This window comes from Puniceispirillum sp. (SeqCode), assembly GCF_965657105.1.
GTDB lineage: Bacteria > Pseudomonadota > Alphaproteobacteria > Puniceispirillales > Puniceispirillaceae > Puniceispirillum.
Genome location: NZ_CBFHNB010000046.1, coordinates 1 through 18,627 on the forward strand (window position 1 = coordinate 1; position 18,627 = coordinate 18,627).

16 protein-coding genes are annotated in these 18,627 nt (G+C 44.9%); 9 read left to right on the forward strand and 7 right to left on the reverse strand.

Annotation, left to right across the window (positions count from 1 at the left end; translation table 11 throughout):
* The first annotated feature begins 369 nt into the window (after positions 1 to 369).
* Positions 370 to 1,254 (forward strand): NAD-dependent epimerase/dehydratase family protein, encoded by an 885-nt coding sequence (locus ACTF7Q_RS07380; protein WP_438997207.1) that lies wholly within the window; start codon positions 370 to 372, stop codon positions 1,252 to 1,254.
* 203 nt (positions 1,255 to 1,457) lie between these two features.
* Here ACTF7Q_RS07380 and ACTF7Q_RS07385 read toward each other — a convergent pair whose 3' ends face one another.
* A complete protein-coding gene (locus ACTF7Q_RS07385) occupies positions 1,458 to 2,336 on the reverse strand; it encodes a DUF3108 domain-containing protein (RefSeq protein ID WP_438997208.1) in 879 nt (292 codons plus the stop codon).
* Positions 2,337 to 2,501: 165 nt separating this feature from the next.
* On the opposite strand from ACTF7Q_RS07385, the gene nfsA reads away from it, so the two are divergent.
* The 4 genes from nfsA (at position 2,502) to ACTF7Q_RS07405 (ending at position 5,650) form a co-directional block, all read left to right on the forward strand.
* Entirely contained in the window at positions 2,502 to 3,239 is a 738-nt protein-coding gene (nfsA, locus tag ACTF7Q_RS07390) for an oxygen-insensitive NADPH nitroreductase (protein ID WP_438997209.1), read from the forward strand.
* 634 nt (positions 3,240 to 3,873) lie between these two features.
* Positions 3,874 to 4,008 carry a hypothetical protein gene (locus tag ACTF7Q_RS07395; RefSeq protein ID WP_438997210.1) on the forward strand — a complete coding sequence of 45 codons (135 nt, stop codon included), beginning with the start codon at positions 3,874 to 3,876 and terminating at the stop codon, positions 4,006 to 4,008.
* Between the two features lie 307 nt (positions 4,009 to 4,315).
* Positions 4,316 to 4,486, forward strand: a complete 171-nt coding sequence (locus ACTF7Q_RS07400; protein WP_438997211.1) for a hypothetical protein — start codon at positions 4,316 to 4,318, stop codon at positions 4,484 to 4,486.
* A 102-nt stretch (positions 4,487 to 4,588) separates the two neighbouring features.
* Positions 4,589 to 5,650 carry a D-alanine--D-alanine ligase family protein gene (locus ACTF7Q_RS07405; protein WP_438997212.1) on the forward strand — a complete coding sequence of 354 codons (1,062 nt, stop codon included), beginning with the start codon at positions 4,589 to 4,591 and terminating at the stop codon, positions 5,648 to 5,650.
* Between the two features lie 404 nt (positions 5,651 to 6,054).
* On the opposite strand, the gene ACTF7Q_RS07410 is transcribed toward ACTF7Q_RS07405, so the two are convergent.
* On the reverse strand, positions 6,055 to 7,461 hold the full coding sequence (locus ACTF7Q_RS07410) for a helix-turn-helix domain-containing protein (RefSeq protein ID WP_438997213.1): 1,407 nt from the start codon (positions 7,459 to 7,461) through the stop codon (positions 6,055 to 6,057).
* Positions 7,462 to 7,617: 156 nt separating this feature from the next.
* On the opposite strand from ACTF7Q_RS07410, the gene ACTF7Q_RS07415 reads away from it, so the two are divergent.
* Entirely contained in the window at positions 7,618 to 8,835 is a 1,218-nt protein-coding gene (locus tag ACTF7Q_RS07415) for an aminotransferase class V-fold PLP-dependent enzyme (RefSeq protein ID WP_438997214.1), read from the forward strand.
* A gap of 137 nt (positions 8,836 to 8,972) precedes the next feature.
* Here the strand turns inward: ACTF7Q_RS07415 and ACTF7Q_RS07420 are convergent, their stop codons facing one another.
* From ACTF7Q_RS07420 to ACTF7Q_RS07440, 5 genes are read right to left on the reverse strand one after another with little or no spacing between them, the layout of a single operon-like run.
* The gene (locus ACTF7Q_RS07420; protein WP_438997215.1) at positions 8,973 to 9,947 is read right to left on the reverse strand and encodes a 2-dehydropantoate 2-reductase; all 975 of its coding nucleotides are present in this window, start codon (positions 9,945 to 9,947) and stop codon (positions 8,973 to 8,975) included.
* A gap of 20 nt (positions 9,948 to 9,967) precedes the next feature.
* Positions 9,968 to 11,521 carry an acyl--CoA ligase gene (locus tag ACTF7Q_RS07425; RefSeq protein WP_438997216.1) on the reverse strand — a complete coding sequence of 518 codons (1,554 nt, stop codon included), beginning with the start codon at positions 11,519 to 11,521 and terminating at the stop codon, positions 9,968 to 9,970.
* Between the two features lie 12 nt (positions 11,522 to 11,533).
* The gene (locus ACTF7Q_RS07430; RefSeq protein WP_438997217.1) at positions 11,534 to 13,054 is read right to left on the reverse strand and encodes a tripartite tricarboxylate transporter permease; all 1,521 of its coding nucleotides are present in this window, start codon (positions 13,052 to 13,054) and stop codon (positions 11,534 to 11,536) included.
* Between the two features lie 11 nt (positions 13,055 to 13,065).
* Positions 13,066 to 13,596 (reverse strand): tripartite tricarboxylate transporter TctB family protein, encoded by a 531-nt coding sequence (locus tag ACTF7Q_RS07435; RefSeq protein WP_438997218.1) that lies wholly within the window; start codon positions 13,594 to 13,596, stop codon positions 13,066 to 13,068.
* 59 nt (positions 13,597 to 13,655) lie between these two features.
* Positions 13,656 to 14,624 carry a Bug family tripartite tricarboxylate transporter substrate binding protein gene (locus ACTF7Q_RS07440; RefSeq protein WP_438997219.1) on the reverse strand — a complete coding sequence of 323 codons (969 nt, stop codon included), beginning with the start codon at positions 14,622 to 14,624 and terminating at the stop codon, positions 13,656 to 13,658.
* A gap of 436 nt (positions 14,625 to 15,060) precedes the next feature.
* On the opposite strand from ACTF7Q_RS07440, the gene ACTF7Q_RS07445 reads away from it, so the two are divergent.
* The 3 genes from ACTF7Q_RS07445 to pstC form a co-directional block, all read left to right on the forward strand.
* Positions 15,061 to 16,101 carry an ATP-binding protein gene (locus ACTF7Q_RS07445; protein WP_438997220.1) on the forward strand — a complete coding sequence of 347 codons (1,041 nt, stop codon included), beginning with the start codon at positions 15,061 to 15,063 and terminating at the stop codon, positions 16,099 to 16,101.
* A 159-nt stretch (positions 16,102 to 16,260) separates the two neighbouring features.
* Positions 16,261 to 17,313 (forward strand): substrate-binding domain-containing protein, encoded by a 1,053-nt coding sequence (locus ACTF7Q_RS07450; protein ID WP_438997221.1) that lies wholly within the window; start codon positions 16,261 to 16,263, stop codon positions 17,311 to 17,313.
* A 64-nt stretch (positions 17,314 to 17,377) separates the two neighbouring features.
* Positions 17,378 to 18,627 (forward strand): phosphate ABC transporter permease subunit PstC (pstC, locus tag ACTF7Q_RS07455; protein WP_438997222.1); only part of this gene is annotated, 1,250 nt, incomplete at its 3' end.

Sequence of the window (18,627 nt, forward strand, 5' to 3'; positions counted from 1 at the left end):
TATAAAATAATAAGTTCAAATTTTTAAAATAAATGTTTGAATAGAATAAGTTTGAAAATGTTTTTGCATCCTATTCTAGTCTGCCCGATGTTGATTTAAAACCCCCACCCTTCGATCCACCAACCCATCAAGCCAGCCCCGGTCCGAGGCGCAACACCCAACCCAATCTAAGGCCCCACCGCTTTCGTACAAATCATTGTGAAATAGGAAACGGGATCAGTAGCCCTGATCGAATGTGGGGTCGAATATGGGGGCCAATATACCAGCAATCGAAATCGGGTAATGTGATGCTAAACTCTTGCTACTGAGCAATGTTATCGAACATAATCCAAAGCATATTTAATAATAGTTTTCGGGGTATAAATTTTGATGAAGCGCGTATTTTTTACCGGTGGTAGTGGCAAGGCTGGTCGCCATGCTGTTCGTTACCTTGCTGATAAGGGGTACCGGGTATTGAATGCTGACCTTGTTAACCTGCATCAGGACGGGGTTGATTATCTGCAAGTTGACATTACTGATACAGGGCAAGTTTTCTCGGCGCTATCGGGTCATATGAATCGCGATGAAATCCGTGAAAGGCAGTGGCCGCTTGGCTTTGATGCCATTGTGCATTTTGCTGCGGTTCCACGAATTATGCAGACGACTGATGTTGATACATACCAGACGAATGTGATGGGCACTTATAATATTCTTGAAGCCGCCGCAAAGTTGAATATTCGCAAAGTCATTTTTGCATCCTCTGAAACCGTTTACGGGTTATGCTTCTCGCATGGCGTGCCAAAGCCGCTAGCCTTGCCGATTGATGAAGACGATCAACCTCGTCCGATGGACGCGTATGCCACCTCAAAGGTCGTTAATGAGGAAACAGCACGCGCGTTCCAGCGCCGCACTGATTTTGACATTTACGGGTTGCGGATTGGCAACGTGATTGAACCCGATGAATATGGCCTGTTTGCCGATTTCTGCAAAGATCCTGAAGTCCGCTTGCCAAACGCTTTTAACTATATCGATGGTCGTGACCTTGGTCAGGCAGTTGAATGTTGCCTGTTAAAGGATGATCTTGGGTTTGAAATTTTCAATGTTTCAAATGATCAAAATTCTGTCGATCTAGGCAATGCTGAGATAATCAAAAAATTCTATCCCGATGTTCCTGTAAAGCGACCATTGACAGATGATGAATGTCTTTTTTCAAATCAGAAAATGAAAGACATGCTCGGATTTAGGCCTGTTCATGATTGGCGCGGTGAAGTGTGAGGCTATTATGAAGTGCGACATCAATAAAATAAGGCCATGTCGGGGCGGCAAAAGGCCCAAGAGTCGCTGACCTAGGTACCGTTAGTGTTTTCACCCCTGAAAACCTGACCTTTTGTTAGGGTCACCATCATGCCGCAACATTGCGGCACCTTTTATGTATGGCTTGTTATGGAGATACCAACCAAATTTGGTCAGCAATATCATCAGCTATTCTTTATTGATAGGCTGGTCATGACAAGCCTTGTCGTGATTGTGCCAAGGAATGTTTTGATCTCGATACGTACTGGCAGAAAGATGTCGGGTTCAATTTCGGCAATGAAAATGATTGTGTCATCAATGTTACGCTTTTTCTTGTTCCAGCGCGATTTAAGCTGATGCCCACCTGTTGGCTTGCTGGTCAAGCCGCACGCTATCACGGCACCATCATAGGCGTCTGGCCTATCTGCGATTAGGAAATCAGGCCTAAGATCATCTTCAAGATCGTGTAGCGTCAATTCGGCAGTCCTAAGGCCGTCATAGATATTGTGGCTACTGTTACATGATCCTGTCTGTTTTATCGTGTGAAGCGCACGCAGCACGGCAGTATAGGGATCTATCGATCCTTGGATAACTTTATCATCCAAAGGATGGACTTTTTTAAGATTCAGTGATGGCGTTCTCACGGTTCGTATGCGGCCATCTTCAGGGTTCCAGATCGCTGTGGCATTCCTTTCCATACCTTTGTAAATCCCATTAATGTCGATTTGTGCTGGCATGTGACGATTGTCATGTATGTGACCTTTGGCTGTGCTGTTACCTCGATATTTTCGCAACTTGTCTGAGATACCAACTGTCCTCGATTTACCAACCATCTCGAACGTAGTCTGGTTAAAAAGCCAACTAGTCTCGATTTCACCAACATTTACATTTCCCCATTGTACTTCGTGGCGAAGATCAATCTGCGTTCCGGAGGCAAATGCGCCAAAAGGGGCGAGTAGACCCGCGACTACAAATAGGCAGGCGCACCTGATTGAGCCCACCTTTAAAATTGGCACATTCAAAATTGGTATAAGGGTAAAAGGTGAGGGGCCAAAATAAAACATGGTGCTGCAATCCATTCCAATCAGGGCTAAAATTTGGGGTCCAACATGTCATCAGGTAACATATACAAATCAAAGGCACTGCAAATATAATTATACTTAATCAGCTTTACTTTTGAATTACAAACGTTACTGAATATTGAGGTGTTTTATAGTCTGGAGTTAAGAATGAACCAAACAATCGATATTTTGATGGCGCATAAATCAATTAGAAAATTTACTGATGAACCCATAGGAAATGAGGTTCTGCAAACTATCGTTAAAGCAGGTCAAGCTGCCGCTAGTTCAAGCTTTCTGCAAGGTGTTACGATTATTAGAGTAACAGATATGACCAAACGCAAGCAATTGGCGGCCGTCGCAGGAAATCAAGCTCAAGTTATGTCTGCGCCGGAATTTCTGGTCTTTTGTGCTGATCTTAACCGTCCAATAAAGTGTTGTGAGGCACATGGTGGCACGCCCACAAAAGGCTTTACTGAGCAGTTTATAATCTCAACTGTCGATACAGCGCTTTATGCTCAGAATGTTGTTGTTGCGGCGGAAGCACTCGGATTGGGCATTTGCTATATTGGCGCTATTCGCAATGATCCGTCAGAAACTAGCGCCCTGCTAAAGTTACCATTAAATGTGTATCCAGTGTTTGGTTTGTGCATTGGACATCCTGCTGAAAACCCAGAAGTTAAACCGCGATTGCCCCTTTCAGTTATATTAAAAGATAATATTTATGATGATTCAGAAGAGGCAGAGCAGATTGACGCTTATGACAGTATCGCACGAGAGTATTATGCGACTCGGAGTGGTAATAAAAAATCTCAAAGTTGGAGCGAGCAAATGACAGGGCTCTTGGGAAAAGAGTCACGGCCTCATATGAAACAATTTCTTGCTGATCAGGGTTTTGAGATGAAATAGTCCCTTGTCTGGGAACCGTGAGCCCTTCGGCTTGGGCTTGATCAGGTGTTGTTTTATGAGTCCTTACTAATTGCCAGAAATTATATTGCCCTGCAAGTTCCCACCCCGTTGACTAAGTCGTTCCGAAATAGGCAACGGGATCAGTAACCCTGCCCCAAATTACCAAGCTTTAGGGTTATAGTATGTGGTTCTTGGCTCCGGAGCCTTTGCAGTAGCCAATGGTGTGGAAGGGTCGCCAGCCGATCTAAGCTCCCATCCTCATCTAAATTTGACGACTTCAAAACGAATCTAAAGGATTGTTTGTATCTTGCTGAAACAATAACCTTGCTTTAGTTCATGAAAAGGCCCAATGTGAATCTAGATTTAATTACTATGTGTCTGACACAGAAAATTAAAGCAGTGCAATGCAAGCCGTTGCAACTGATTGCTTAGTAAAAATCAACATAAGCAAACTATCGTGCCTTAACTACAGTTTAATCACTATCAAGCTTTTGCAAGCAACCTTTTGTGTTGTTTGGAATTTTGATGATGATTTATCACGCATCAGAGATAACCAATTTCCATGAACCACTTATTGACTGTGGGTCAAGGGATATCTTTTGCCAATCAAAATTACCATTTGGAGAAACATTAAATGTCAAAGGGCAACAGTCGCAAAGGCAATCGAGAAACCAAAAAAACAAAAAAAGAAAAACCAAAAGTTTTGGCAACATCCAACACGATGACTAAATCAGTACTGCTGGAACTTGGTTCAAAAAAAGGTAAATGAAATGAAGAATATCCTCTCATTGTCAATCGTCTCAATATTTCTTTCAGTCGCCGCGCAAGCGGAACAATTTAATTTTAGCAAATCAAATGATAGCTACGTTTCCTTAAGTGAGTGCCTCTATGCCTTATCAAAGGGCACCAGACTTTTAAAAGGAGATGGAGAGGTTTTTATTTATAACAACAGTGTCTACGACATGTCTTTTGACAAAGAACAAACATTTGATTGCGAGTTGATAGGTGAGCTAGTTGAATAAGAAACGCCTTACATAATTGATGTGAATAATCTGAAAATCGAGATGGGATAAAAGATGTCTAATGAACGTAAAAATATGAACGATGCTGCGCTAAAAAAACTTGGTGTTAAACGTGTTTCGTCAGATAGCTATCACGTAGGCACATATAAATATTCAAGGCTAGATGATGCACTAGCGGAAGCAAAGCGAGCTAGTGAGAAGAAAAATAGTTCAACCTCGCAATGATAGAATATTGCTCTAAGCGTTTGGTAGTTTTTAATTCTGGAGAAATCAAAGCGGCCTTGGGCACTTCTGAGATGTTCTCATGACGAAAGGAGACCTGAAATTGTGATAAAACAACTTCATCCTGTTCCCTCAACAGTGAGTGGCTCAGAAAACATAATAAAGATAGACTTTACCAACTCTCTAAATCAAAGAAAACTAAAGACAAACCAGATAATTGAGATAATAACAGTACCCAACCCTGATGGACGCAAGAACCAAAAGAATGTTGCGATCACAATTAATGCAAAATTAATTCATAGTATTCTCTCGAAAATATATTCAAAAGTTAGCATCACAGAAATTAGTACACTTGAATGTTTAACTAAATTGGCAAAAAGAAAACCAGATTTGGTTTTTTCGGGTGTAAAGTATTTCGAATTTGATGAAAATCAAATTTGGCTGAATGATTTTCTTGAACTAAATCATATTTGTTATATCGGATCGAACCATGCCGCTTTAGATCGTGAGCACCATAAAGGCTTTGCAAAATCAATTGTAAAACAAGCCGGGATTCTCACTGCAGATTATGTCATAATAAATACCAACAAAGTCTCTGTAGATGACAATATGAACATTCCTTATCCGGTTTTCGTAAAACCTGTAAGGGGTGGAGATAGCATTGGGATTGACGATTTATCACTTGTTCATGACCGAAAACAACTTGACGCTAAAGTCGATCAAATTTGTAACGTCCTAAATTGTGACGCTCTAGTAGAAAGTTATTTAACCGGTAGAGAGTTTAGTGTTGGAATCCTTGAAGACGAAAGAACCAACTTACTAACCGCTATGCCGATTGAGATAATAGCCCCTAGAAACGAACGTGGTCATAGAATATTAGACCATGAGATCAAACGATTAGATCAAGAGACTGTCAGAAAAGTTAAAAACAAAATTCTACATAAGAAACTATCAGAGGTAGGAAAATCTGCGTTTAAAGCTCTTGGCGGTCGTTCCTTTGGCAGAATAGACATAAGGTTATGCGCAAAGGGATTGCCACATTTTGTTGAAGCTAATTTAATGCCTGGCTTGTCCAAAGGCTATTTCTATCGATCTTGTGCCCTAAACCTAAACATGACTTACGATGACATGATTTTATTACTATGCAGCAATCGACTAAATAGTTGATTAAGGGATAAATTCCCTCAAATACAAAATCGTCCTGCTATTGTTAGCCAATGCAGACCAGCTAGGGATGATTTAAGGCTATAGTGGGTGTCAGAAAATAGAATGTTGGCACCCATTGTAACCTGTAAACTCATCATTTCATAATAGACCACCAACCCGCCGTTCCACCAACCAATCAAGTAAACTGCGAGGCTCGAGTGCCAAGGTCAAAGACCCAAGCCCCACCCCGTTGAGCAAGTCTTTTTGAAACAGGCAACGGGATCAGTAACCGTGATCGAAAGTGAGGTTCAATATGGGGTTCGGATTGGGTAGCTAGAATTCATACTTCAGTTCGCCGGCTTACAGACGTTTTGAATCGTGTACCTCTGCCATATACCTAAATCATTAAATCTGTTTATGTGTGTCTAGCTTTCATAGCGCGTTTCGCCGCGCCGGCTTGTGTCGGTTGTCAGTTCGGTGAATAGCGGGGCATGGGCGCGCTGCGAACAGGCTTTTCTGAGGCAAAGATGACAATTAATGCCAATCTGGCTGAAAGATCGCTCGGCTGAATTGGCAAGGCCAGATGTGTAAATCAATTTATCAGCATGTTTAATCTCGCATCCAAGCGATATGGATAGCCGGCGATCCTGCGTATCATGGCTGTAAACTGGTCGCTCAGTCGTACAGCTTAGCGTAAAGAATTGTTCGCCATCGGGAAGCTCGACAAATTGAGGCAGTATCACGCCAGGCATGCGAAAGGCGGTATGGATATTCCATACAGGACAAGACCCCCCATGTTCAGCGATGTTAAAGGTCGTCGCGTTAAATCGCTTGGTGACATTGCCTGCCTTATCGACACGCAGAAAGAAGAATGGCACACCGCGTCGTCCATGCCGTTGCAAGGTGGTAAGCCGGTGACAGACCTGTTCAAAGGACACCAGAAACCCCGAGGCAAGACGATCAATATCATAGCGACTTTTTTCGGCCAAAGAGATAAATTTTTCATATGGCATCAGAAAGGCGGCGGCAAAATAATTGGCTAATTCCACCTGACAGCGCGCTATATTCGTTTGCGTTCCAAAATTGCTGTTAGCTGTTATTTTGTCCAAGATATCGCTAAATTCGACAAAACATAAAGTATGCGCCAGTTGAAAGGTGCGGTTCTTATGATCTAGCGCTTCGGAAAGCTGAATCGCATTTGACGTCGTGTCAAAAACACGCAAAGCGCCATTCATTGACTCAACAGGGATAATGCTGATGGTAATGTCATGTTTGTTTTTAAGGCGCGCTTTCAGTATCGCATAGGCATCGTCTGAGTCATAGTTCTCTTCGGCGGCTAATGTCTCTGCTGCCCTTTCCAAAGCGTCGAAATGGTTAAGATTGTCACGGAAGAAATCATGGATCATGGTTTCGGGTGAAGCATCGAGTATTTCTTTGGGCATGCGCTCGCTGCCAAGCTGCATGATCTTTTCCATCGATGTGCGATGACTCTGATAAAGCTTAATAAAATTATCGATCAAACGCGGGGCGTGATCGATGGCAGAACGTAATTCATCCAGATCGGGCGGCGTGCCTGTAAAAAGAGGGTCTTGCAAAATATTGCGCAGATCGGAAAGAGCCGTTGTGTTTTTTTCCAGAACGACATCGCGCCAATCAACATTATATTCATCGGATAAAGCCATCAAAACCTGAACTGACAGGCTTCTTTGATTTTTTTCAAGTAAATTTACATAGGCAGGGCTGATGCCAAGCTTCTCGGCCATTTGCGCCTGCGTTTGCCCACTGTCACGGCGTAATTGACGAAGCCTTGGACCTATGAATGTTTTACGCATGACAACTCCTTACAACCACATGAATAATGTAATGTTTACAAATTAACATAAACAAATTTAGTTATAAACACTTTATACACATTCACACTAAATTACGTGCAAGCGATCAGATTTTGGTTAAGGCTGAATTCTGGAGATAACCTTTGGAGATTTAAAATGATTGGAAATAGAACGCTTGCGGTTCCCGGACCAACAAATATGCCTTTTCGCATACGTCAGGCTATGGACGTTGCATTAGAGGATCACCGCGCGCCTGATCTTCCTGATTTTACATTGCCATTATTTGCCGATCTAAAGAAAGTTTTTCGTACCGAAACGGGGACAGTGTTCGTATTCCCCGGTTCTGGTACAGGCGGATGGGAAGCTGCTTTGCGCAACACGCTAAGCGCAGGTGATGGTGTTCTGGCTTCTTCATTTGGTCAGTTTTCTGATCTGTGGGTGCAAATGTGCCGTCAGCTCAATCTGAACGTAAATTGCATTGACCAAGAATGGGGCAAAGCTACACCAATCGATGCATATCGTGATGCGCTTGCGGCTGATAAAAACCATTCCATCAAGGCAGTACTTGTATGTCATAACGAAACCGCTACGGGTGTGACCAGTGATGTAGCCGCGGTAAGACGCGTGATGGATGATCTCAACCACCCTGCCATGCTATTTGTTGATGGCGTGAGCTCCATTGGTTCGATTGAATTTAACATGGATGAGTGGGGCGTTGATGTCGCTGTATCCGGATCACAAAAAGGGTTCATGCTGCCAACAGGTCTGGTGATCGTTGGGGTCAGCGAGCGGGTGCTTTATGACATAAAAAATGTGTCAACACGTGATGCAGACACCTATTTGGGCTGTGGATATTTTGATTTTCATTACATGGCCGAGACTAACCGTACAGGTTATTTCCCTTATACCCCAGCCATGACGCTTATGCGGGGATTACGGGCATCAGTTGATATGCTGTTGGAAGAAGGTCTGGATAACGTCTTTGCGCGTCATCATCGTTTGGCCGAAGGTGTGCGCCATGCGGTATCAGCATGGGGATTGCGTAACTGTGCCGTAGATCAAGCCAATTTTTCAGATACGGTAACGGCGATCCTGGTGAATGAAGATTGTGACGCCAATGATGTGATCAAGGCAGCCTATCATAATTATGGTGTCTCGCTTGGTGGTGGTCTTAGTAAAGTCGCAGGCAAAGTGTTCCGGATCGGGCATTTGGGCTGGCTTAACGAAGCTATGGTGCTACAGATGCTAGGTGGTGCGGAAATGGCTATGCGTGATGCGGGCATTCAATTTGATGCCGGATCGGGTGTTGGTGCCGCGGTAACCTATTTTACCGATACACATGCCGAGAAATCAAAGTTACTGGCTGCTGAATAATCCTATTATAGAACTCCCTAGACTTGTGAGCAGGTTGGCCAATTATGCCAGTCTGCTCATTTTTTATGGGCTGGGTTTCTATATGATTATGCCGTTATAAAACGGTTAGGTGACCATGAGCTATGGACAGGACTTATTTAATATACGCCTGCAATTTTACCCCGCATTTGAATCAGACCAAGAACCACATCTATCGTGGGTGTTGGTGTATCGGTAATGCGGCCAAGCTCTTTTACTGAACCGACTAGGGCGTCGATCTCCATTGGGCGTCCCATATCCAAATCCTGCCACATCGAGGTTCTGTGCGCGCCAACAGCCGCACCGCCTTCGATGCGTCTATCCACATCAATCGGGAATTTGACGCCTAATTTTTCGGCGATTTCCTGTGCTTCGAGCATCATATTGCGGGCAACTATTCTTGTGCTTGGGTCGGTGCATAAAATATCAAGCGTTGCATGGGTAAGTGCCGATATCGGGTTAAAGGAAAGATTGCCCCATAGTTTAACCCATATCTCGTCTCTGATACGCGGGCGCACAGGCGCCTTCAGGCCGGCCTCGGAAAATATTTTGGATAAAGTGACGATCCGGTCAGATTTTTGCCCATCAGGCTCGCCAAGCGAAAACCGGTTACCTTCAATATGTTTAATAACACCAGGTTCGACGACTTCTGCGGCCGGATAAACGACACAGCCAAGAACTTTTTCTGGGCCAAACCCATTCCATTGAGCACCAGCAGGATCAACAGATTCAAGCTGGGTGCCATCAAGATCGCCGCCAAGCTTGTAAAAATACCACCAAGGGACACCGTTCACACAGCTTAAGATTGTTGTATGTTTACCAATGAGGGGTGCCATTTTTTCAACCATTGGCGGCACGGAATGCGCTTTCAAGGTAATGACCAGATAATCTTGTTCGCCCAAATCTGCCGGATCACTTGACGCGTTGACGTGTACATTTGTTTCGCCTGTTTCGTCTATAAGGCGCAGGCCATTGGTGCGCATTGCGTCCAAATGTGGCCCGCGTGCAACAAGGCTGACATCGGTGCCATGGGCAGCCAGCTTGGCACCAAGATACCCACCGATGGCACCTGCACCAAAGATACAAATTTTCATGATTATTCCTTTCTGTCGCGCTATTCGACGAGGCCTAGTTTTTCGGCCAGTCCAATCCGTTGCATCTTGCCTGTTGCGCCTTTTGGTATTTCATCAAGAATAACAACTTTGCGTGGCACTTTAAAATCAGCCATGCGGGTTGCGGCAAACGCGCGAATATCCTGTGCTGTTGCCTCTTGGTCAGCTTTTAAAACAAGCGCACAAGCGACTTCCTCGCCCAATTTGGCATGCGGCAGTGCGAATGTGACAACTTGCGCCACGGCGGGATGATCCATCAAAACTTCATCAACTTCAAGCGGACTGACTTTTTCACCACCACGATTGATGATTTCCTTTAACCGTCCGGTCAGGCTGAGATAACCATCCTTGTCAAAGGTACCCTGATCGCCAGTGCGAAACCAGCGAGATCCATCAGCGATGAAAAAGCTGGCGTCATTCGCGGCAGGGTTATTTTCATAACCCGGGGTTACATTGTCACCCGAAATCACAACTTCACCAATTGCGTCAGCGCCCAGCAATTCATTTTCGACCTCATTGGCAATACGCACAAGTGGTCCGGCCTCGACCCCGACAGCGCCTGGTTTTTGCGGTCTTGGTGGTAGAGGGTTTGACGCCATCTGATGCGCTGCCTCGGTCATGCCATAGCTTTCGATAACAGGGGCGCTAAAGGTGTCCACAAGCTCATGCATCACTTGTGAAGGCAACGATGCTGATGATGAGCGCAGAAACCGTAAGTTCAAATTGGTGATGATATCCTTGTTGCGGTCTGCACGGCTTAAGATGGCCTGATGCATGGTTGGAACCGCGGTGTACCAGCTGGGATTAACGTCCTTTATCACCGAAAAGAACCGTAGGGCGTCAAAACCGCCTGTGCAACACACAGATGCCCCAGCCACAAGCGAGGCCGACACCGCCGCTAATAAGCCATGAATATGGAATAAAGGCATTATGTTTAGACAGCGATCTGCGGGCGTCAATGCCAGTGTATTCTTAATATTGGTAGCTGATGCCGCCAGATTTGATTGAAGCAAGGGTACGATCTTGGGACGTGATGTGGTGCCTGATGTATGCAGAATTAAACCAACATCATTTTCATTCGGTGCGTTTTTGTCGCATTGTTGATCATTCGCTTCAATAGAGGTGGCGCCTACACTATCCGGGATCAGGTCAAAATATCCAGCGTCAGCATCGGTGCCGCTATGTGCGCGCAATATTCTTAAATTGACAGCTATCGCCGCATCAAGGGCAGGGCCTGTGTAATCATGCGGCAGGATAATGGCCTTTGCCCCTAAATCCTGAAGATAGAATTCATATTCATCCTGACGATATGACGGGTTAAGCGGGGCGGTTACAGCGGTCTGCATGACAGTGATAAAGGCAGTCGCCATTTCCGGTCCATTTGGCATGACAATGGCGACTCTATCGCCGCGCCCGATATGGCAATCATGAAGCGCGTTTGCCACATTCTGTGCTAAATCTTGAAGTCCGCCATAGCTTAGCCAGGGACGCCCCGGGGCGCCAATGGCTGGCGCGTCTTTTGGGTGAAGCGAAATAAGAGAAGAAAGCGTTGTCATGAGATTTATCCGTTAAGAACTAGTTGTAGATTTGCGATCGAATTGAGATGAGCGTAGATATTTAATCAGTGGCAATAAGAAGAAGAACAAAGCCAAACACATGAATGTCCCCGACAAGGGGCGTTCAAAGAATGCCAAAATATTGCCCTGTTCGGCAATCAAAGTCTGCCGAAAGCTTTTTTCCATCAGTGGGCCTAGTACAATCGCCAATACCAGAGGGGCAAGAGGATAGTCTGCTTTGCGCAGAATATAGCCAGCCCCGCCAAAGGCAACAATAAGCCATACATCATGCATTTTCTGGCTTGGGGCAAACCCACCAATAATACATAACACCAATACAAGTGCGCACAGAACAGTGGCTGGCATCCGCAAAGCCCATACGAATAGAGGTATCAAAGCTATGTTAATAACGACGGATGCAAAATTGGCCGTATAAAGCGAGCTGATCAGCCCCCACACAAAATCAGGCTGTTCGATAAATAGCATCGGACCTGGAACCAATCCCCAAATAACCATACCCCCAAGCAAAAGCGCGGTGGTTGGTGATCCCGGAATGCCTAAGGTCAGCATCGGCAATAATGATCCCGTTGATGCAGCATTATTCGCTGTTTCCGGCGCGGCGACACCCTCAATATTCCCTTTGCCAAAGCTTTCCGGCTTCTTTGATGATGACTTGGCCATACCATAAGCCATTAGCGAGGCAGGCGTCGCCCCAGCGGCGGGCAACATGCCAACAAAAAACCCAACAAAAGAGCCCAGCGTCATGGTTTTCCATAATTTTGCAAGCTCTCGCAAACCTGCCCCTAATTCAGCAAAGGTGATGTGGGCATTGGTGACCTCGGTGTTCTTGTTTGATGTTTCGATGGTGTAGAGAACTTCACCAACGCCATAGACCCCAATAGCCAGAACAAGAAAGCTTATGCCTGAATAGAAGCCTGGCATATCAAAGAAAATCAGGCGTGGTTGTCCAGATATTAGATCAAGGCCAACAGTCGATAGAACCAGACCAAGCATGATCATCACCATGGTTTTATAAACATTGTCATTGCCAAGACCAACAAAAGTGGTGAAAGCAAGTAAAACCAGAGCAAATTCTTCTGCGGGACCAAAGGCAAGCGCGACATCAGCAAGTGGCACAGCAAAAATGGTGAACAAGATAACGGATACAGTACCGCCAACAAAAGATGCGACAGCCGCTGTAATCAAGGCCAGTCCGGCTTTGCCCTGTTGCGCCATTGGCCGGCCATCAAAGGTCGTGGCAACGGCGGTTGAAGCCCCCGGTATGCCCAGCAATATAGAGCTTACCGCCCCACCATACATGGCGCCATAATAGATAGCAGCTAGCAAAATGATGGCAGATGCGGGCGGCACCAGAAAGGTCAGTGGTAAAACGATAGCCACACCATTCACCGACCCCAAGCCAGGCATGGCACCAATAAACAGACCAGCTGTTACACCAGCAACAACAATCATGATGTTAAATAGAGACAGCGATGTTGAAAAACCGTCTAATAATAAGCCTAGCGTTTCCATTCATCTGATCCTTAAAAAAACAAATTATAGAGGGGGAAGAAAAGTGGTTCGGTTATCCCCTTTGGCAATAGGATTTTCAGCGTTACCTCAAAGAAGAAGAACACGAAAACCGGCGTTACCAATGTGATGATTGCGGTGAGCTTTAGGCTGTGCTTGCCGAATACTCGTAAATACCAATAGAGGAATAATAAGAGCGCTATATAAGTTCCAAGCGTTGCCATGATGGCGACAGTAACAAAAACAGCACAGCTGACTTTTATGACAGCTGCGACAGTTTCGGGCTCAAAGAAAGGAGTCTTTATGTTTTTTGCATTTTCCTTGGATGCTCGTAGGGTGCTTATCAATACGCCTAATGCACTCAAAAACAGGATTGCTGAAAGCCAAAAGGGAAATGCGCCCCCGCCAGGCCCATCGCCAGGCACCCAGCCGATTGGCAAATCTTTGGCGTGCCACATAAAGTAAATCGACAAGCCCATCAGAGCTAAAGCTATAGTTTTATCGGCACGATTCATAAAATGCTTCCCCGTATTAACCGGCAACATTATTGAGAAGGCGAACCCTCTCAATAATGTGATTGATATATATATTTGATTAAATTGCCTTACATGCTTTTCAAAATATCAGCATGCGCCGCTCGTTCTGCCAAGAAATAAGCTTGCAATTCGTCACCGCTTAGAAAATCTGTCATCAGGGCCTTTTTAGAGGCATAAGCCTGCCATTCTTCTGTCTGAGACAGTTTCTTGAACATATCCACATAATAGGCGACAGCCTCATCAGGCATTGAAGCCGGGGCAACAAAGCTGCGTTGCATATAATATGTCATCGGATGACCTAGTTCAGCCATGGTTGGCACATCTGGGAACACCGCTAGGCGCTCTGGTGTGAAGGCAGCAATTGGACGTGACTTACCAGCATCAAAGAACCCCATTTGTTCTGATGGATTGTTAACAGTGCTATCGATATGACCACCAACAAGATTTTTGGCAACTGTGCCGCCCCCTTTGAACGGTACATAGATATGTTTGATACCAAATTCCTTTTCCAGCATGGCTGTGATCAAACTATCTTCCTGACCAGTGCCTGTGCCGCCCATTTTCCAGGTGCCGCCAGCCGCTTTAACCGCTGCAACATAATCATCAAGTGTTTTGATATCGCTATCAGCGTTCACCCAAAGTACAAAGGTATCAACAGCCATGCGCGCTATTGGTGTAAATTCCTCGATATCAACGCCAATATCTGTCCGTAAGGGCGTTGTGTAATAGCTATTCAACGTCGCCATCAACACATGAGGATCACCTGACTTATCTTTAAGGTATCGCATGGCTTCAGCTCCTGAACCACCACCTTTGTTGATTGGTAATACAGGCATCGATGAAAGATTTTCTTTTTGAATTATAGATTGAAAGAGACGGGCAAGACGATCGGCGCCACCACCCTGTCCAGCCATAATGACCATTTCGACCGGTTTAACAGGCTTCCAATCCGCCGCGTAGGATGGCATTGAAGCCATCAAAACAGCCAAACCACCCAAGGCGCATTTGGCTAAAATTTTTGAAGTTTTAGTAATCATAATTATTTTCCCCTCAATTTTTTGTCATTTCCGTTAATAAATTGGTAGTCAGAGAAAAATAATTAATAAACCAAAATAATGTTAATTTGTAATCTTTTACAAATTTAATATTAACATTTTACAAACTTACTTTGAATCACTTTACAACTCATAGATTTTTTCTATTATTAATTTATAATTTTTAACATACTGTTTTTATTATAAATATTTTATTATAATATTTTTTGAAAATGCCATCACAGAAAATTCTAATATTGAAGTATCTTTTTTAAGATTTTCAGACCTTACAAAAAAATTGAATATGTGCAGAAAAATTTCACTTGGTTTTGCTTCTCATAGCCATATGAAACACAGTTTTCTTTTTTCTTTTTGGGGGTAATCTGTTTGTAACAAATCGTATTTAAATATGATAATTTGTGAGAGTTTCGGAGCTAAAATGAATTTACCTGATTGCGCATCCGCACCCATGATAAACCAGATCGCCGAAATGCTTGATGATGGTCTGATCATAGCTGATAACAACGGTATGATTCTGTCCGTCAATGATGCGGCTGTCAGGTTTTTAGGGCAGAATCTGGTAGGGCAATATATTGTCGATGTCGTGGCTCATGATGATATTACCCGTATTTTTGCACAGGTTGCCGAAGGGCGCATCGCACAAGAGGCGGTGTATAAGCCAACCGATATGGTCTCGACCGAATTTGCCCTAAGGATCAAACCGCTGGACGATAACATGGTTGCTTTGCTGTTTCTTGATATGACTTTGCAGCGCAACCTTGAAAATGTGCGACGCGATTTTGTTGCCAATGTCAGTCATGAATTGCGCTCGCCTTTGACAAGCCTGTCTGGTTTCATTGAAACGATGATTAATGGCGATGTAACTGATGACGCGATGAAACTGCGCTTTTTGAAAATCATGGATGAAGAATCAAAACGCATGACCCGCCTTATTGACGATCTGTTATCATTGTCGCGGGTTGAGGTCTATGAGCATATCATTCCAGAAAATGAGGTATCTCTTCTGGCAACGATCAATGCTGTGAGTGATACACTGGTTGGTAAAGCCGAAGCCCGCAATATGCAGATTATTGTGCGCGATAACAGGCTGGATAAAACCAAACCCGCACGAATCCTTGGCAGCTACGACGAACTGACAGAAGTCTTTGTCAATCTGGTCGAGAATGCCGTTAAATATGGGTTTGAAGGTTCGCACATTGTTATTGAGCTGACGGAACCTATGCCTGGCCAACTTCAAATTGATGTCATTAATCAAGGCGAAGGCATACCCAAACAGCATCTTTCGCGTATTACTGAAAGGTTCTATCGCGTTGATAAGGCGCGATCGCGTCAAATTGGCGGTACCGGACTTGGCCTGGCCATTGTAAAGCATATTCTTAACCGACATCGCGGGAGTATGGATGTGGCATCAGTGCCAGGCGAGTCAACAATCTTTACGGTAACGTTGCCGCTTATATAGCTCATTTACTAGTGCCTAATTCTCAAAGTCGGCTGATCGCATTGGCCTGCCACGCTGTCATAAAACTGTAATATTTCTTTAATAAATAAGTAACCTACTCGGTTGAGTATGCGCATGCCTCCAATAAGGGAGGTTGATTCATCGAATTGGGAGCTTAGAATGCGTAAATCAGTTATTATTTCAGGCGTATTGGCTAGCATGATGCTAGCTAGCACTGCGCAAGCCCGCGACTATATAAGTATTTCCGGGTCTTCAACCGTTCTGCCGTTTGCAACCATTGTTGCTGAGCGTCTTGGCCGTAACCCTGACTTCAAAACACCGGTTGTCGAATCTGGCGGATCATCTGTTGGTAAGAAAAGCGTTTGTGATGGTGTAGGCACCGAATTTACTGATATCGGTAATGCGTCGTCGCGCATGAAAGAAAAAGAACTAGCCTATTGTGGCACTAATGGTGTCAAGCTGACGGAAATCAAAGTCGGTTATGATGGCATTGTTGTCGCTGGTTCAAAAGCCGGTCAGCTTCTGACAATTTCGAAGGCGGATCTAGGCAAGGCGCTGACAGCTATGGTGCCAGCTAAGGAAGTAAGAAACTTCAATCTTGACGAAATGGTGCCAAATCCTTTCACAAAATGGTCAGAAATCAACCCAGATCTTCCGGACATTGCGATTCGTGTGTATGGCCCACCAACAACATCTGGTACACGTGCGTCATATGCCGAAATGGTTAATGAAAAAGGCTATTGTGGTAAAGATGAAGAAGCCAAGCGGGTTCTGAAAATCATGGGCGAAAGTGCAAAAATTTGCCGCGCCATGCGTACTGACGGTGCTTATGTTGAAGCAGGTGAGCAGGATAATTTGATTGTGCAGAAATTGCAGGAAGACCCAACTTCATACGGTGTCTTTGGTTTCTCATATCTTGATCAGAATGCCGACACACTTCAGGGTGCGGTTATCTCAGGCACAGCGCCTACTTTCGAGAATATCGCGACTGATAATTATTCAGTATCACGTGCGCTTTACTTTTATGTAAAGCACCAGCACATGGGTGTTATTCCGGGTGTAGCTGATTACATGAATGAGTGGACAAAGCATTGGGGTGAAGATGGTATTCTAGCTGAGTCAGGCATGATTCCAATGCCTGCAGCTGAGCGTGCATCTTATGCCGCAGCAATGAAAGATCTGCCGCTTTTGACAGCAGATATGCTGAAGTAAATATGCTAATATAGGGAACCGGCAAAAGTGCTGGTTCCCTTTTTTCAGAAAGGTAAATACCGCGGTGCCTCTGCTATATCTTGCCATAATCGTTCTGGTGATCGGAGCTGCCTGGTTTTATCTTGGTCGTCGCGCGGCGCTTCTATTACGCACACGCGAAGCGACCAAACTTCATTCATTACCGCATTATTATGGTTTCTTTGTTGCCCTAACGGCTATATTGCCAGCTTATGCCATGCTATTTGTCATGACGATCGGCGATGATCTTGTCTTTTCAAATTTGATAATTGATTATGTCCCGCTTGACGTTCAGCAGGCCGAAGATTTCAATAAAATTATTGTCCTTGCCCAGATCCAGAATGTGGTTGATGGCATTCAATTTGGCACCCCGCCCGAATGGGTAACAGCCGCCGGCGAGGCTTGGGCCAAATGGTCAAGTTTTTCGCAGATGTTGACAAGCATTCTGGTGCTAGCATTGGTGCTTGGTGGCGGTCTGGTTGGCTATCTAAAAATCAACCCGTCATTTCGGTCGCGCAATGCGGTTGAACGTATTATCATGGGACTTTTGGCTACCAGTTCAGTGATTGCCATCCTGACAACCATCGGGATCGTGTTTTCGGTTGTTTTTGAGTCGATGCGGTTTTTTGCACTGGTACCAATTCAGGACTTTTTATTTGGCACCGTATGGAATCCGCAATTTGAAGGTGCTGAGCGCGCTGGTTCGGGTGGTGGCACGGCGCTATATGGTTCAGTGCCATTATTTGTTGGTACATTCCTTATTTCATTAGTGGCGCTGAGCGTGGCCGTACCGGTTGGGCTTTTCAGCGCCATATATCTATCTGAATATGCCACTAGCCGTGAACGTGCCATCATCAAACCACTGATGGAGATACTGGCTGGTGTGCCGACAGTGGTTTATGGATTTTTCGCCGCGCTGACTGTGGCACCATTGCTTCGTACAGGTGGTTCGTTGATTGGGCTGGATGTGGCGTCTGAGTCAGCATTGGCGGCTGGTTTGGTCATGGGAATCATGATTATCCCGTTTGTGTCATCTTTATCGGACGATGTAATTAATGCGGTTCCACAAGCCCTTCGGGATGCCGCCTATGGGTTAGGCTCAACCAAGAATGAAGCGGTACGTAATGTCGTTTTGCCAGCCGCTTTACCTGGTGTTGTTGCATCAGTTCTGCTGGCTGTCTCGCGGGCGGTTGGTGAAACAATGATTGTTGTAATGGCGGCGGGTCTGGCGGCAAATCTATCGCTTAACCCGCTTGACGCTGTTACTACGGTAACATCCCAGATTGTAACCATTCT